The 15,613-nt window shown below is 74.5% G+C and carries 14 protein-coding genes; 5 read left to right on the plus strand and 9 right to left on the minus strand.

The window, feature by feature from the left end; translation table 11 throughout:
- Positions 1-83: 83 nt before the first annotated feature.
- The 6 genes from ABD234_RS09380 to ABD234_RS09405 all read right to left on the minus strand — a co-directional run bounded on the left by ABD234_RS09380 (position 84) and on the right by ABD234_RS09405 (position 6,518).
- Positions 84-848 carry a hypothetical protein gene (locus tag ABD234_RS09380; RefSeq protein ID WP_344355486.1) on the minus strand — a complete coding sequence of 255 codons (765 nt, stop codon included), beginning with the start codon at positions 846-848 and terminating at the stop codon, positions 84-86.
- Complete coding sequence (locus ABD234_RS09385; RefSeq protein WP_344355488.1) at positions 845-1,744, minus strand: ATP-binding cassette domain-containing protein; 900 nt, start codon at positions 1,742-1,744, stop codon at positions 845-847. Before ABD234_RS09385 ends, ABD234_RS09380 begins: the two co-directional genes overlap by 4 nt.
- Positions 1,741-2,136, minus strand: a complete 396-nt coding sequence (locus tag ABD234_RS09390; protein ID WP_038371186.1) for a GntR family transcriptional regulator — start codon at positions 2,134-2,136, stop codon at positions 1,741-1,743. Before ABD234_RS09390 ends, ABD234_RS09385 begins: the two co-directional genes overlap by 4 nt.
- A 110-nt stretch (positions 2,137-2,246) precedes the next feature.
- Positions 2,247-3,317 carry an alcohol dehydrogenase catalytic domain-containing protein gene (locus ABD234_RS09395; protein ID WP_344355492.1) on the minus strand — a complete coding sequence of 357 codons (1,071 nt, stop codon included), beginning with the start codon at positions 3,315-3,317 and terminating at the stop codon, positions 2,247-2,249.
- A gap of 86 nt (positions 3,318-3,403) precedes the next feature.
- Positions 3,404-5,353 (minus strand): glycoside hydrolase family 2 protein, encoded by a 1,950-nt coding sequence (locus ABD234_RS09400; RefSeq protein ID WP_425546781.1) that lies wholly within the window; start codon positions 5,351-5,353, stop codon positions 3,404-3,406.
- A 142-nt stretch (positions 5,354-5,495) separates the two neighbouring features.
- Positions 5,496-6,518, minus strand: coding sequence for a LacI family DNA-binding transcriptional regulator (locus ABD234_RS09405; RefSeq protein ID WP_344355495.1), 1,023 nt, complete (start codon positions 6,516-6,518; stop codon positions 5,496-5,498).
- Positions 6,519-6,837: 319 nt separating this feature from the next.
- On the opposite strand from ABD234_RS09405, the gene ABD234_RS09410 reads away from it, so the two are divergent.
- Both ABD234_RS09410 and ABD234_RS09415 read left to right on the plus strand, forming a co-directional pair.
- Complete coding sequence (locus ABD234_RS09410) at positions 6,838-8,418, plus strand: DEAD/DEAH box helicase (protein WP_344355497.1); 1,581 nt, start codon at positions 6,838-6,840, stop codon at positions 8,416-8,418.
- Between the two features lie 159 nt (positions 8,419-8,577).
- Positions 8,578-9,006 (plus strand): rhodanese-like domain-containing protein, encoded by a 429-nt coding sequence (locus ABD234_RS09415; RefSeq protein ID WP_084148402.1) that lies wholly within the window; start codon positions 8,578-8,580, stop codon positions 9,004-9,006.
- A 51-nt stretch (positions 9,007-9,057) separates the two neighbouring features.
- On the opposite strand, the gene ABD234_RS09420 is transcribed toward ABD234_RS09415, so the two are convergent.
- On the minus strand, positions 9,058-10,683 hold the full coding sequence (locus ABD234_RS09420) for a long-chain-fatty-acid--CoA ligase (RefSeq protein WP_344355500.1): 1,626 nt from the start codon (positions 10,681-10,683) through the stop codon (positions 9,058-9,060).
- 149 nt (positions 10,684-10,832) lie between these two features.
- Between ABD234_RS09420 and ABD234_RS09425 the strand changes: the two genes are divergently transcribed.
- The 3 genes from ABD234_RS09425 to ABD234_RS09435 all read left to right on the plus strand — a co-directional run bounded on the left by ABD234_RS09425 (position 10,833) and on the right by ABD234_RS09435 (position 13,555).
- Entirely contained in the window at positions 10,833-11,879 is a 1,047-nt protein-coding gene (locus ABD234_RS09425) for a cation diffusion facilitator family transporter (protein ID WP_344355502.1), read from the plus strand.
- A 75-nt stretch (positions 11,880-11,954) separates the two neighbouring features.
- On the plus strand, positions 11,955-12,977 hold the full coding sequence (locus tag ABD234_RS09430) for an LLM class flavin-dependent oxidoreductase (protein ID WP_344355504.1): 1,023 nt from the start codon (positions 11,955-11,957) through the stop codon (positions 12,975-12,977).
- Positions 12,974-13,555 carry a hypothetical protein gene (locus ABD234_RS09435; RefSeq protein ID WP_344355506.1) on the plus strand — a complete coding sequence of 194 codons (582 nt, stop codon included), beginning with the start codon at positions 12,974-12,976 and terminating at the stop codon, positions 13,553-13,555. Before ABD234_RS09430 ends, ABD234_RS09435 begins: the two co-directional genes overlap by 4 nt.
- Positions 13,556-13,582: 27 nt before the next feature.
- On the opposite strand, the gene ABD234_RS09440 is transcribed toward ABD234_RS09435, so the two are convergent.
- Together ABD234_RS09440 and ABD234_RS09445 are read right to left on the minus strand one after the other, a co-directional pair.
- Positions 13,583-14,413, minus strand: coding sequence for an endonuclease/exonuclease/phosphatase family protein (locus tag ABD234_RS09440; protein WP_344355508.1), 831 nt, complete (start codon positions 14,411-14,413; stop codon positions 13,583-13,585).
- Between the two features lie 68 nt (positions 14,414-14,481).
- The gene (locus ABD234_RS09445) at positions 14,482-15,327 is read right to left on the minus strand and encodes a sugar phosphate isomerase/epimerase family protein (protein WP_038372115.1); all 846 of its coding nucleotides are present in this window, start codon (positions 15,325-15,327) and stop codon (positions 14,482-14,484) included.
- Positions 15,328-15,613 lie beyond the last annotated feature (286 nt).

Raw genomic sequence — 15,613 nt, forward strand, 5'->3', positions numbered from 1 at the left:
ACGGACCCGCACCGGCGGCCCGCACCCGCGGCCCGCGGCCGCGGCGCGCGCCCCCGGCCCGCCGCACCGGCTCAGCCGCGCGATCAGCCGCGCGAGACCTCCCCGCCCGCATCGAGCGCCCCGGCCCAGACGCGGACGCGGCGGCGCAGCAGCTGCAGGGCGAGGACCAGCAGGATCGCGAGCAGGACGATCTGCGCGAGGCCGAAGAGCCGGATCCCCTGCTCGAAGGGGAGCTCGGTGAGGGGCATCAGCTGGATCACCAGGAAGCCGCCTGCCATGGCGAGCAGGGAGGTCAGCAGGACCGCTCCGCCGTAGCTGATCAGCGACAGCGGCCACATCCAGGCGCTGGGGCGCCGGGTCGTGCACTCCTTGCCCACGATGAGCCCTGTGACGGTGAGCTGCAGACCGATCGTCAGCGCCTCGATCGGCAGGGCCAGCGGGACGGGCGCGATCGGGCCCTCGGCCGTGCCGCCCAGGACGACCAGAGAGGTCGCGCCGTCCATGTCGACGGCGTCGGCGATGCCCGTGCCGACCGCCGTGACGACCGTGAGGACGAGGGAGATCAGGACGACCAGCGCTGCGCGGCCGCGCAGCGCATCGGCCCGGGACAGGCTCAGGCCCGCCCGCAGGTCCGCGGCCTGCTCGCCGTCCTCGCGGCCCAGGCGGTACCACAGGAGCGCCGCCCACAGGGGCGCGACCCAGATCAGGATGTCCGTCAGCAGACCGGCGGCCAGGAGCGCGATCACGGAGAAGGCGACCGTCCCGGCGACCGTCTCCCGGTGCAGCCTCAGCTCGACGCGCAGGGCGCGCAGGGCTCGGGTCCGGGACGGTGACGTGGTCGTGGTCATCGGTTCGTCCTGTCTGTTCCGCGGGCGTGGCGCAGCGCGCCGGTGACGAGGTCGGTCAGCCCCGGTCGCAGGAGACGGGCCGCGGGCGGCAGCCCGGCCGCGTCGTCGGCGGGCAGCAGGCCGCGGGTCAGGTCGCCGATCTGCTCCGCCCCCTCCAGCACGAGCCCGGACGGGAGCATGCCGGGCAGCTCGACCAGCACCAGCTCGTCGCGCAGGTCCTCCACCGCGCCCTCGAGGACGCAGCGGCCGTCGGCGATCACGACGAGATGGTCCACGAAGCGGTCCATCCCGTCGAGGTCGTGGGTGGTCAGGACGATCGTGGTGTCCTCGGTCGCGAGCTGGGTGCGCAGCCGGTCCACGAGCTCCTCGCGGGCCAGCGGATCCAGGCGGGCGAGCGGCTCGTCGAGGATCAGCAGGCGCGGAGCGGAGGCGAGCGCCGCGGCGACGAGGAGCTGCGTGACCTGCCCGCGGGAGAGGTCGCGGATCCGGGCGTCGAGGTCGACCTCGTGCGCGCGCAGCTCGGCGCCGAACCGGCGGACGGAGAAGCGGGGCACGCAGCTCTGGTGCAGCCTGGCCACGTCGTGGGCGGTCCAGTGGTCCGGGTAGGGGGAGGCGTCGGCGACGACGGCGACGTCCTCCGGCAGCGGGACGTCGGCGGGGCCCAGGGTGCGCCCCATCACCTCGATGCTCCCGGCCGCCGCGGGGACGGCACCGATGATGGCGCGCAGCGCGGTGGTCTTGCCGGCGCCGTTGGCTCCGACGATCGCGGTCACCTGGCCGGCGGGAGCGGTGAAGCTCAGACCGCGCAGGATCGCCGCGGGTGCGGTGCCGGGCCTGCGCGGCGGACGGAGCCGGACCTGCAGGCCGCGGACGGCGATGGCGGGGACAGAGGTCATCGGTCATCCTTCGGGGGGTCGAGGGCGAGGTCGAGGCGCGCGTGCAGCTCCTCGGCGCTCATGCGGGCGGCGCGGGCGGCGCTCGCGGCCTGGGCGAGCGCCTCGTCGATGCGGGGAAGGGCCCTCTCGCGCAGGGCGGCGGGATCCTGCGCGCGGACGAAGACGCCCTTGCCGCGGACGGCGTCGACGAGGCCGTCGGCGACGAGCTCGTTGTAGGCCCGGGTGGTCGTGATGACGCTGACGCGCAGGTCGCGCGCGAGGACGCGGATCGAGGGCAGCGACTGCCCGGGCTCGAGGTCGCCGCGGGAGATGGCGGCGGCGATCCCGGCGCGGATCTGGGCGTAGATCGGCTCGGGGGCCGAGGGGTCCAGGGGCACGTCGAGATCCGCCATGACCGCTCCCTCCGCCCTCGACTGCATCTACTGTCTATATGCACTATAGACAGTTCTCGGAGCGTGCGGAAGTCCTGACAGCTGTCACGGGTGCTCCGATGCGCGCGACCCTAGGCTCGGGAGGAGTCAGGGACGGTGCGGGGCGCGGGGGCGAGGCGCGCGACGGTCATGCCGGCGCCGCCCGCCCCGGCGCCCATCTCCGCGAGCGCCTCGGGCAGGTCCTCCAGGCCGATCACGGCGCCGACGGCGCGCTGCGGGTCCAGACGCCCGGCCGCGATGTCGGCGAGCATGGCCGCGTACTCCGCCACCGGCAGGCCGTGGCTGCCGAGGATCTGCAGCTCCTGGCCGATCACCCGCCCCATCGGCAGCGGCGGGTCGGCGTCGGCCCCCAGCAGCAGGCCCACCTGGATGTGCCGGCCGCGCGGGCGCAGGCACGAGATCGCGGCCGCGGCGGTGGCCGCCGAGCCGAGGGCGTCCACGCTCACGTGGGCTCCGCCGTCGGTGAGCGCGCGCACGCGCGAGGGAGCCTCCGGCCCGGCCGGCACGATGCTCGCGCCGAGCTCCCGGGCCGCGCCGAGCGCCGCCGCCGAGACGTCCACGGCGATCACCTCCGCGCCCGCGGCGACCGCGATCTGGACGACCGAGAGGCCCACCCCGCCGCAGCCGAGGACGGCGAGGGACTCCCCCGCCCGCAGCCGGGCCTGCGCATGGACGGCGTGGTAGGCGGTGCCGAAGCGGCAGCCGAGCCCGGCGGCGGCGACCATGTCCATGCCCGCGGGCAGCGCCACCAGGTTGTGGTCCGCCTCGGTGACCACGACCCGCTCGGCGTAGGAGCCGGGCAGGTCGAAGCCGGGCTGGCGCTGCTGCGGGCACACCTGCCCGGCCCCGGCGCGGCACTGCGCGCAGCGCCCGCACGCGAGGATGAACGGGGCGGTGACCCGATCGCCCGGGGCGAAGCGCGTGACCTCCGGGGAGACCTGCTCGACGACGCCGGCGAACTCATGGCCGGGCACGTGCGGAAGGGTCACGGAGTCGTCGTGGCCCTGCCAGGCATGCCAGTCGCTGCGGCACACCCCGGTGGCGTGCACCCGGATGACGGCGCCGCGCGGCGGGGCGATCGGATCGGGCAGCTCGACGAGCTCGGGCGTGCCGCCGAAGGCGGCGTAGGAGATGGCGCGCATGCCCCGATCCTCCCCCACCGGAGCGAGTGCCGGGTGACGAGCCAGATCTGCGGGGCAGATGGCTCGTCACCCGGCACTCGTCGGGATCAGTCCCGCTCGTAGGCGGCGGTCTGCTCCTGGACGGCGCGCAGGCGGGCCAGGTCCAGCTTGCGGCCGCGGGCGAAGTCGACGATGCCGTTCTTCTCCTGGAACACGTCGGTCATCTGCGTGTAGCAGTAGCCGAACATCTCTGGGTCCTCGAGCAGCACGCGGGTGAGGCCCTCGAACCGCGTGTACAGCTCCTCCTCGCTGCCGATGCGCTGGCCGTAGCCCCAGGACGCGGCCGCGTTGTTGCCGGCCTCCTCCGCCGCACGGCGGGCCTCCTCGGCGTTCCACCAGATGCCGCCGTACTCCGAGACGAAGTAGGGCTGGCCGGCGTAGGGCAGGGAGAAGGAGCCGTCGGCGTGGGGCATCTCGTCCGGGGCGAGGTCGCGGCGGTTCACGTACGGCGCCCCCTCCGCCAGGCCCGACTGCTCCGCGCGGAAGGCCTCCGGGTCCTGCTCGTAGGAGTGGGAGTCGTAGATGTCGGCTCCGCGCACGCGGTGCGAGTAGCCGGAGGCGTCCAGCACCGGTCGGGATGGGTCGGCGAGCTTGGTCGCGTCGTACATCGCCTGGGTGACGTCGTCGAGGACGGTCAGCCGGTCGTGGATGACCTGGTGCGTCTCGTTCAGCGGGCACCAGCCGATGATGCTGGGGTGGCTGATGTCGCGCGCGACCGCCTCGATCCACTGGCCGATGAACGCGGCGGTGGGCTGCTGGTTGTGGCCCAGCCCGCCGCGGCCGGAGACGCCCCAGTCGCCGAACTCGCCCCACACGAGGTACCCGTGCAGGTCGGCCCAGAAGAGCATGCGCTCCTCGAAGACCTTCTGGTGCAGGCGCGCGCCGTTGAAACCCGCCTCGTAGGCCAGGCGGATGTCCTCGACCATGGCCCGGTCGGTGGGGCTGGTCATGTAGGTCTCGGCCCAGTACCCCTGGTCGAGCACGAGCCGCTGGAAGACCTTCTGGCCGTTGATGCGGAATTCCCGGCCGTCGAGGGAGGTCGAGCGCAGGCCCGCGTACGAGGAGACCTCGTCCAGCACCTCGCCCTCGGCCCCGAGCAGGCGCACGGACAGGGCGTACAGCTCCGGGGCGCCGGGCCCCCAGACGCGCACGTGCTCGGCGGGGATCGCGAGCTCGAGGTGCGGGGCGAGGTCGAGGTCGGCCCGCACCTGGGCGGAGGCGACCTCCTCGCCGCCGGGCACCGAGGCGCGGACCTCGAGGACGGTGCCGGGGCGGTTCGCGCTGAGCGGCGCATCGATCGCGAAGGAGGATCCGGCGAGCGAGGGGATCACGCGCAGGGAGCGGATGGCGACCTCGGGCACGCCCTCCAGCCAGACCGTCTGCCAGATCCCGGTGGTGCGCGGGTAGGTGGCGTGGGTGGCGTGGTACCAGACGGACTGCTTCCCGCGGGCCTGCAGGGCGTCGCGGTGGTCGCGGGCGCGCACCACGATCTCGACCTCCTCGCCCGCGCGGGCGATGCCGGAGAGGTCCGCGCTGAAGGGCGTGAAGCCGCCGCGGTGGCGGGCGACCTCCTGGCCGTTCGCCCACACCGTCGCGTCATGGTCCACGGCGCCGAAGCGGAGGATCGGGCGCAGGCCCTCCCAGTCCGCGGGCACCGTGATGGTGCGGCGGTACCAGACGGCCTCGAGGAAGTCGAGGGTGCCGATGCCGCTGGCCTCGGTCTCCGGCGCGAAGGGCACGGTGATCTCGCCCTCGAGCTCGCGCTCGAGGATGCCGCGGTCGATGCCGCTGTCCCCGCCGTCGATCTCGAACTGCCAGGTGCCGTTGAGGTTCAGCCAGGTGGGCCGATGCAGCTGCGGGCGCGGGTGCTCGGGACGGGGGACGTCCCCGGCGGCCGAGACCGGCGCGTCCAGCAGCGCGGCGAGGGAGTCGGCGGCGGCGAAGAGGTCGGTGAGGTGCGAGGGCAGCGCGGCGGCCGCGGGCGAGGAGGTGCTCACGAGGGCTCCTGATCGAGGGAGGACGACGGTGGTCCGGACGGGTCCAGTCCACCACGACTCCCGGTCGGATTTCAACGTGAGAATCGAGAAAGTTCCTCGATCCGCGCCGGGATCGGCGCCCCGAGCCCGGGAAGCGGGGGGATCAGGAGGCCGCGGAGCTGCCGCGCACCAGCAGGCGGTGGGGCACCACGACCTCGGGGGCCGGGCAGCCTGCGCCGCCGCCGTCCCCCTCGGGCGCCAGCGCGGCGTCCAGGGCGGCCTGCACGAGCGCGTCGATGTCCGGGGCGACGCTGCTCAGGGGCGGCACCGCGAAGGCGGCATCGGGGATGTCGTCCCAGCCCACGACGGCGACCTCCTCGGGGACGGAGATCCCCCGGGAGCGCAGGGCCTCGAGGGCGCCGATGCCCAGCAGGTCGTTCGCGGCGACCACGGCATCGATCTCCAGCCCCTCGTCCAGCGCCGCGAGCGCGGCGTCCCGGCCGCCCTCGCGGTTCCAGTGCTCGACCGGCCGCAGCAGCTGCGGGTCCGCGTCCAGGCCCGCGAAGCGGATCGCGGCCCGCAGGCCGACGGTGCGATCGGCGCCGGTCGAGGGCGGGGTGCGCTCGGCGCCCAGGAACAGCAGCCGGGACCGGCCGGCGTCCACGAGATGGCGGACCACATCGGCGGCGGAGGCGATGTTGTCGATCGCCACGTGCACGACGTTCTCCGCGGCGGGGATCCTCTCCCCCAGCAGCACGACCCGCGGTCCGGAGCGGCGGGCGACGAGATCGGCGGCCGAGAGCGCGGCGGGCGAGATGATCACCGCGTCCACCGGGCGCGGCACCTGGCCGAGCACGTGCATGCGCTCGACCGCGGCCGAGCCGAGGGAGACCTCGACGCTCACGGAGTGCTCCCGTTCGCGGGCGGCGGCCTGCATGCGCTCGGCCAGACGCGCGAAGTAGGGGTTGCTGAGCTCCGGCACGACCAGGCTGAGGGTGCGCGTGGGACCGCCGCGCAGGTCGCGGGCCGCGAGGTTGGGTACGTAGCCCAGCTCCTCGATCGCGGCGAGCACCCGCTCCCGGGTGTCCGGACGCACCACGGGACGGTCATGGACCACGTTGGAGACCGTCTTCCAGGAGACGCCCGCGCGCTGCGCGACGTCCTTGATGCTCACCCTGCGCGCCACGGGCACCTCTCCTCCCCGACGGGCCCGGCGGCCCGACCGGACCAGGGTACTGGTCCGCGACGTGCACGACGCACGCTCACTCCCACGTGGGAACGCCGGCCGGGGAGCCGGTGGTTCGTCACATCGGCGGGCCCGACCGGCCGCCGCGGGGCCCTCCCGTACTAGTGTGAGGAGCACGAGTGCCGTCGCCCCGTCGCGGCACCAGGTCCCGCCCTCCCCCTGAGGCGGAGACAGCGCTGGGCCCGTGGGGACGCCGGAAGGAACGAGCGTCCCGGCAGCGAGCGCGCCGGGCGGGCAGCCTCCACCAGAACGGATCCTCGTGACCACCTCTGATTTCGCGCGCCTCGGCGTGCCCTCCGCCCTGATCGATGCGCTCGCGCCGCAGGGCATCACCTCCCCGACCCCCATCCAGGCCGCGACGCTGCCGGACTCGCTGTCCGGCCGCGACGTGCTGGGCCGTGGCCGCACCGGCTCGGGCAAGACCTACGCCTTCCTGCTGCCGCTGGTCGCCCGCCTCCTGGCGGATCCGCGCCGCCGCGCCGCGCGCCGCCCCCGCTCCCTGATCCTCGCCCCGACCCGCGAGCTCGCCGCCCAGATCGGCGAGTCGCTGCGTCCGCTGGAGAAGGCCGCGAAGCTGCGCAGCGCCGTCATCTTCGGCGGGGTGGGCCAGCGCCCGCAGGTCGATGCGCTCGCCGGCGGTGTCGACGTGCTCATCGCCTGCCCGGGCCGCCTGCTGGACCTCATGGGCCAGGGCCACGCGGACCTCTCCGCCGTCGAGATCACGATCCTCGACGAGGCCGATCACATGGCCGACATGGGCTTCCTGCCGATGGTCCGCAAGATCCTCGACAAGACCCCCGAGCGCGGCCAGCGCATGCTGTTCTCCGCGACCCTCGACGACGGCGTGCAGAAGCTGGTCACCCGCTACCTGCACTCCCCCGTCACGCACTCGGCCGATCCGGCCTCCAGCCCCGTGGGCACCATGGAGCACCACGTGCTCGAGGTCGACGGCGCCGCCCGCTTCGACGTGCTGCGCGACCTGGCCGCCGCGCCGGGCCGCACCATCATGTTCACCCGCACCAAGTACGGGGCCAAGAACCTCGCCCGCAAGCTGACCCGCATGGGCGTGGGCGCGGTCGAGCTGCACGGCAACCTGTCCCAGGGCGCCCGCACCCGCAACCTCGAGGCCTTCGGCAACGGCACCGCGCCGACGCTGGTGTGCACCGACATCGCCGCCCGCGGCATCCACGTCGACGAGGTCGCCCTGGTCGTCCACGCCGACCCGCCGATCGAGCACAAGGCGTACCTGCACCGCTCGGGCCGCACCGCGCGCGCCGGCGAGTCCGGCACCGTCATCACCGTGCAGACGCCCGACCAGAAGAAGGACGTCCACGACCTGATGCGCAAGGCGCGCATCACCCCGACCTACCACGCGCAGGTCCGCGCCACGAGCCCCGTGCTCGAGCAGCTCGCCCCCGGCGAGCGCGTCTTCGGTGCGGCCGAGATCCTCGAGGGCGAGCCCGCGGACGTCCCGCGCGGCGAGCCCGGGCGCGGCCGCGGCAACGGCGGTCGGGGCGGCGGCGGGCGCGGGGGCTCCGGCGGCCGCGGCGGCTCCGGCGAGGGCCGGGGCCGCGGCGACAACGGCGGCGGCCGCGGTCGCGACGAGAAGCGCCACGAGGACTCCGCCGCGCGCGGCGGACGCTCCGGCGGCGGCCGCTCGGGCGGGGCCGGGCGCTCCGGCGGCGCGGGGCGCTCCGGCGGCTCCGGCCGCTCGGGCGGCGGTCGCGGCGCGACCACGTACTCGACCAGCTCCCCCGGCGCCGGCTCCTCCGGCACCACCGGCGGCCTGGCCACCTTCTCCGCCGGGTCCGCCCGCGGGGCGGGACGCCGCAGCCGCTGACCCCCGCGCACGGCCACCCACCGCGGCGGCCGGACCGCGCAGAGCATGCGGCGAGGACCTCGCCGCAGCACGGCCCCGGGCTCATGCCCGGGGCCGTCTCACATCCGCGGGGTCGCGCCGTTCCCGGATCGGGCCGCCCCGAGGGCGCAGACTGTCCCCATGAACACGCATCGCAGCTCCACCCCCGAGCCCGCGCGCTCGATCGCGGAGGTCCTCGCGGAGTCCCGGCGCGGCATCGACCGCATCGCGCCCGCCGATCTGCCCGCGCTGCAGAAGGACGGAGCGCACGTGATCGACATCCGCGCCGCCGTCACCCGCGACGTCGAGGGCCACATCCCGGGCGCCGTCGTCGTGGACCGCCTGGTGCTGGAATGGCGCCTGGATCCCACCGGCCCCGACCGCATGGCCGATGCCCCCGAGATCGGCGACCTCGTGGTCGTCGTCTGCAACGAGGGCTTCGCCTCCTCGCTCGCCGCCCGCGATCTGCGCCAGCTGGGCCTGACCGCCACCGACCTCGACGGCGGCTTCCGCGCCTGGGCCTCCGCCGGCCTGCCGACCGAGCCCGAGCCCACCCGCCTGGTGGCCTGACCCCTCCGCGCCGTCCCGTCCTCACGGGCCCGCCGTGCGGGCGGGCCCGGCTCAGCGCAGCTCGCGCTTGAGGATCTTCCCGGTGGAGGTCATCGGCAGCTCATCGACCAGCTCGATCATGCGCGGGTACTTGTACGCCGCCATCTGCTCGCGCGCCCAGTCGCGCAGCGCATCGGCCGTGATCGAGGAGCCGGCGGCCGGGATGACGAAGGCCTTGATCTCCTCGCCGATCCCCTCGGCGGGGACGCCGATCACCGCGGCGAGCGACACCTCCGGGTGCGAGATGAGGACCTCCTCCACCTCGCGGGGATACACGTTGAACCCGCCGCGCACGATCATGTCCTTCGCCCGGTCCACGACGTAGTAGAAGCCCTCCGCGTCCCGCCGGGCGAGGTCGCCGGTGCGGAACCAGCCCTCGCGCAGGACGGCCTCCGTCTCCTGCGGGCGCCCCAGGTAGCCGGTCATGATGTTGTGCCCGCGCACCGCGAGCTCCCCGACCTCGTCGGTCCCGGTGACCTCCGCCCAGTCCGGGGAGGCCGGGTCGATGAGCTTCACCTCGATGCCCCACACGGGCTTGCCGATCGACCCCGGGCGTGGCTGGTCGGCCAGGGAGAAGCAGGCCACCGGCGAGGTCTCCGAGAGGCCATAGCCCTCCATGATCGACACGCCCAGCTGCGCGCGCACCTCCTGCAGGATCTCCACCGGCAGCGCGGAGCCGCCGGAGATCCCCAGCCGCAGGTGCTCGGCGAGGGACGGCCCGCCGGGGACGGCGGAGTCATCGGACCCGGCGGTCCCATCGGACCCGGCGGTCCCATCGGACGCGGCGGCCCCCTCGGGCGCGGCGGCGAGGGCGCGCAGCAGCCCCCACCACATCGTCGGCACCCCGGCGAACACGGTGACGCGGTGCTGCGCGAGCAGCGCGAGGGCCTGCTGCGGGTCGAAGCGCGGCATCAGCACCAGGGTCGCCGCCATGGAGAAGCCGGCGTTCAGGTTCACGGTCGCGCCGAAGGTGTGGAACAGCGGCAGCGTCACCAGGTGGGTGTCCTCGGTGGGCTGCGAGCCGAACAGCCGATTGCACACCAGGGCGTTCATCAGCTGGTTGGAATGGCTGAGCTCGGCGCCCTTGGGCCGTCCTGTGGTGCCGGAGGTGTACAGCACCACGGCGGTGTCGGTCTCGCGGGACTGCACGGTCGAGAAGGAGGTGGGCTGGCCGGCCACCGCCTCCGCGAGGGTCGGCACGCCCTCGTAGGGGCTCGGGGCCGCCGGATCGGCGGTCATGAGCACGACCCGCGGGGGCGTCGCGGCGGCGCGGGCCCCCTCCACGCCGAAGCGGCCGATGGGCAGCTCCTCGCTGCCCTCGAAGCAGAACAGCACCTTGGCCTGCGCGTCCTCGAGATAGTAGGTGACCTCGCGCGCCTTGTTGAGCACGTTCAGGGGCACCACCACCGCGCCGGCCTTGAGGATCCCGTAGTAGACGATGGGGAACTGCGGCAGGTTCGGGCAGCTCAGCGCGACCCGGTCCCCGGGGGCGATCCCCCAGGACACGAGCAGGTTCGCGACCTGGTTGGCGGCGGCGTCGACCTGGGCATAGGTGAGGGAGCGCGGGCCGATGACCAGCGCCGTCCGGTCCGGGTAGGTGCGGGCGCTGTCCTCGAGGACGACGGAGAGGTTGTACATGGCGGGCTCCTCGCGACGACGGTGTCGGTCCGCTGCTCACCCTACGATCCGGGCGGAGCATCCGGCGCCGATACGCTGGACCCCGACCCCGACGGCCGGGGCGGAGGGAGGCGCACGGTGAGCGGAACGGCCACGACCGGGGGACCGGCATGAGCACGCAGCGCAGCACCGCGCAGCCCGCCGAGCGCAGCGCCGCAGGACCGGCGGACCTCACCCGCTTCGCCTGGCTGTCCATCGCCACCGCGATCGCGACCATCGCCCTGAAGGCGGGCGCCTGGGCGATGACCGGCTCGGTGGGTCTGCTCTCCGACGCCGCCGAGTCCACGGTGAACCTCGTGGCGGCGGTGGTGGCGCTGATCGCCCTGAAGGTCGCCGCGCAAGGGGCGACGCAGCGCTACCTGTACGGGCGGGCGAAGGCGGAGTACTTCTCCGCCGCGGTCGAGGGCGCCATGATCTTCGTGGCCGCGGGCGTCATCCTCGTGACCGCCGTGGAGCGCTTCGTGCACCCCCAGGAGCTGGAGAACGTCGGCTGGGGCCTGCTGGTCTCCGTGATCGCCTCCGTGCTCAACGGCGCCGTGGCGTTCGTGCTGATCCGGGCGGGGCGCCGCTACCGCTCGATCACCCTGCGGGCCGACGGCCGGCACCTGCTCACCGACGTGTGGACATCGGTCGGCGTGCTCGTGGGCGTGGGACTGGTGGCGCTCACCGGCTGGGAGCGCCTGGACGCCGTGGTCGCCTTCGCCGTGGGCGTGAACATCATCGTCACCGGCGTGGGGCTGGTCAGCGAGTCCGTCGCCGGGCTGCTGGACAAGGCGCTGTCCGACGAGGACAACGCCGTGATCACCGCGATCCTGCGGCAGCGCGTCGCCGCCGCGGCGGCCGAGGAGGCCGCGGCGGGCCACGCCGGCGAGACGGGCCACGGGGTCGCCTTCCACGGCCTCCAGACCCGCGACGCCGGGCAGGAGAAGTTCATGAACGTGCACGTGCTCGTGCCCGACGACTGGTCCGTCAAGCGCGGCCACGACTACATCGAGGACCTCGAGGCCGAGCTCGCCGCGGCCCTGCCCGGCCTGCGGGTGCTCACCCACCTCGAACCCATCTCCGACCCGGCCTCCTACGAGGACATCCCCGCGGCGCACATCCCCATCCACGGCGACCATCGCGACACCGACGCACCGCCGCCACCGGCCGGATGATTCCCGCTGCGGCGGTGGTGATGACCACCCCTCCCGCCGCCCCATCGGCCTCCCGCCAGGAGTAGCGTCGAGCCCATGACCACGCCGCATGTCCCGCTGTCCGTCCTCGACCTGGTCCCGATCTCCGAAGGCATGACCACCGCCGAGGCCATCGACGCCTCCATGGACACCGCCCGGGCGGCGGACCGACTGGGGTATGCCCGGTACTGGTACGCCGAGCACCACAACACGATCTCCCTGGCCTCGAGCGCGACGAGCCTGCTCATCGACCGCGCCGCCTCTCTCACCGAGCGGATCCGCGTGGGATCGGGCGGGATCATGCTGCCCAACCATGCGCCGCTGTCGGTGATCGAGCAGTTCGGGACGCTCGTGCAGTTCCACGGCGACCGGATCGACCTGGGGCTGGGCCGCGCGCCGGGCACCGACCAGATCACCGCGCAGCTGCTCTCGCGCACCTCCGCGGAGCCCGGCGCGTTCATCGCCGCGATCGAGCAGATGCGCGACTGGACCCGCGCCGAGCAGCCCGCGGGCCTGCGCGTGGCCGCCCCGGTGGCCGAGGGCACCGAGGTGCCGATGTGGGTGCTCGGCTCCACGGTCAACGGCGCGACCCTCGCCGCGAAGCTGGGCCTGCCGTTCTCGGTGGCCTCCCACTTCGCCCCGTTCCAGCACCTGCAGGCGCTGGACGTGTACCGCCGCGAGTTCGATCCGCGGGCCGAGTCCGCGCAGATCTCGCAGCCGCGCACCATGGTCGCCGCGAACGTGGTCGTCGCCGAGACCGACGAGGCCGCCCGGAAGCAGTACACGACGCTGCAGCAGATGTTCCTCGGCGTCATCACCGGCCAGCGCGCCAAGCTGCAGCCGCCGCGGCCGGCCGCCGACATCGCCCCGGTGCACCTGCTCGAGCAGGTCGACTCGGCCCTGTCCGTGCGGGCCGTCGGCTCCCCCGCGACCGTCGTCGACCAGCTGGAGCGGATCGTGGCCAGCACCCGCGCGGACGAGCTGATCCTCACCGCCTACCACTTCGACCCGGCCGATCGCCTGCGCTCCCTCGAGCTGCTCGCCGAGGCCTGGGGCCTGGACCCCGGGACGCAGGGGTGACCCGCGGGGTCGGGGGCCGGTCGCTGCCGGCGCTCGGGAGCGCCGTCCTGCTGGCGCTGGCCCTGTCCGCCTGCCTGCCCGGCCTGTCGCCCGGCGGCGGGCGGGCCCAGGAGGAGTGGGCCCTCGACGAGCCCAGCGGCCTCTACTACCGGCCCGACCTCATCGCGCAGTCCGTCGGCCCCGTGGAGGAGCATTTCCCCCAGCTGACCGACGTCGCGGAGGTCCGCTGGACCGAGGGCCGGGCCACCGACCCGCAGGACCGGGCACCGATCCCCGCCCCGGACGACGGCTGGTGGCAGGCCGCGATCGACCTCGGCCCCGACGGGGTCGGGGAGCTGGGCGCCGCGGCATCGGACGGCGGCAGCGACGCCGCCGTCCTCGACGAGTCCGCCGTGCGGGAGCAGATCGTGCCGACGGTCGAGCACTCCGTCCGCGAGTGCCCCGAGCCGTGGAATGACGTCCGCGCAGCCCTGTCCCGCGCGGGGTCCTCGAACATCAGCGAGGCCGGGGACCTCATCGCCCTCGCCGCGCTGTGCGAGGACACCGGTCAGCTGGTCACCTTCGCCCGCGACATGTGAGGCCGCGCCGGGCCGCCAAGGCCGATGTCAGCCGGCCGTCTCCTCCGGGGCCGGCTGCAGGACGGCGGCGACCGCGGCATGGTCGCTCGGGCTGCGTCCGTCGCGGACGTGCGCATGCGCGGCATAGGTCAGCGCGTCCATCCCCCGGGTGAGGATCCAGTCGATGCGCTCGGCGCCCACCTGCGGCGGGCCGTAGTCGGGGAAGGTGCCCACGTCCTCGCCGAGGATCTGCGCCGCCGCATCGTGCGCATCGGCGAATCCGGCCCGGCGCATCACCCGCCACGGGACGCTGTCCCCGCCGGTCGCGTTGAAGTCGCCCATCAGCACCACGGGGCGCTCCCCCGCCTCGGCGATCAGCGTGCGGGCGATGAGCTCTGTGCCGCGCTCCCGCGCCGTCTCCCCCGCATGGTCGATGTGCGTGACCGCCACCAGCAGCTCCGCGTCGCTGGCCCGGTCGTGCACGAGCGCGTGGACGAGGATGCGGGGACAGTGGGCGTCCCAGCCCATCGACCCCACCAGCCGCGGCTGCTCGGAGATCCAGATCTGATCCCAGTCCCGCAGCTCGAAGCGGTCCCGCCGCAGGTAGAGCAGGGCATGCTCCCCGCGGCCGCCGCCCTCGCGGCCGTAGCCGACGCGGAAGTGCGTGGGGTGCAGCACCGCGTCCAGCACGGGGATCTGCTCGGGCAGCACCTCCTGGGTGCCCAGCACGTCCGGATCCGCCGCGCGCAGCAGATCGGCGAGCACCGGGGCCCGATCACCCCAGTGATCGGGGTCGCCGGGCACCGTCGCGGACCGCGCCAGGCGGATGTTCTGGGTCATCACGTGCATCGCGGGGGGCGTCACGGGGCGCAGGATCACGCGCGTCCTTCCAGGGGTGGCCGCCTCGGGGCGGCGCCGCAGGTCGTCGGTCGGTCGGTGCGGGCCGCTCAGGCCGAGATCGCGCGGGCCAGGCGGTGCGAGACGTCCGCCAGGACGTCGTCGACGGGCTCCTTCGCCAGGGAGGGCATGAACGGCTCGACCTTCACCGGGCCGGTGTAGCCGGCCTCGCGCACGGCCGCGGTGAAGCCGTCCAGGTCGATCACCCCGGTGTCGAAGGGGAGGCGGCGGTCCAGGTCCTGCTGCTCGTCGCGGGAGCGGTCGGTGCGGGCGTCGTTGATGTCGACCGAGACGATGTCCGCGTCGGTGAGCCCGGCGAGATCCTCGGCGCTCTCCCCCGCGGTGTACCAGTGGTAGCTGTCCAGGATCACGCCGACGTTGCTCGCGCCGGACTCGGCGATCAGCTCGCGCGCCTCGCGCAGCGAGTGGATGAAGGGGAAGCGCTCGGTGGACCAGAAGGTCTTGGGGCCGATGTACTCCAGGCCCAGCCGCAGCCCGGCGTCGGCCAGGAGCTCCGCGACGACCGAGAGGCGCGAGAGGTGCAGGCGCCAGTTCTCGCGGTAGCGCAGCTCCTCGTGCATCGGGCGGACCCAGGTGCCCAGCGCCGTCACGCCGGCGGCGCGCAGCAGCTCGAGGGTCGCGGGCAGGTCCACGAGGGCGGCGCGGAAGGTCTCCGCGGGCCCGTCCAGCGGCACGGGCAGGCCCGCGATGCCCCAGGAGAGCCCGCGCTCGCGCACCGCGGCGGCGTGCTCGGAGACGGCCTGGACGCTGCCGAGGCCGGCGAAGTACGTCGGGTCGGGGTCCACCCCGCCGAAGTCGTGGCGCACGGCGAGGTCGATGGCGGTCGGATGATCGAGGGGAAGGCCCAGGGCTCCGGCGGAGAGGTTCGCGAACATGGGTGCGAGCATACGTCCGATCATTGCTGCGGGCGACGGCCGATGCCCGGTTCGCCCGAAGTTCCACGACGGATCCGCGATCGACCGGCGCCCGCGGCGCCGTGGCCACCCGGCTCGACTCCCCCGCGATCCCATCGGCCGGTCCATGACGTTCCCTCGATGCGGCACCCGCCGCCGCGCCCCGCATCTCGCACCCCGCATCTCGCGCCCCCACGCCCCACGCCCCACGCCCCACGCCCCACGCCCCACGCCCCACGCCCCACGCCCCACGCCCCACGCCCCACGC

It is taken from the genome of Brachybacterium phenoliresistens, assembly GCF_039530785.1.
Lineage (GTDB): Bacteria > Actinomycetota > Actinomycetes > Actinomycetales > Dermabacteraceae > Brachybacterium > Brachybacterium phenoliresistens.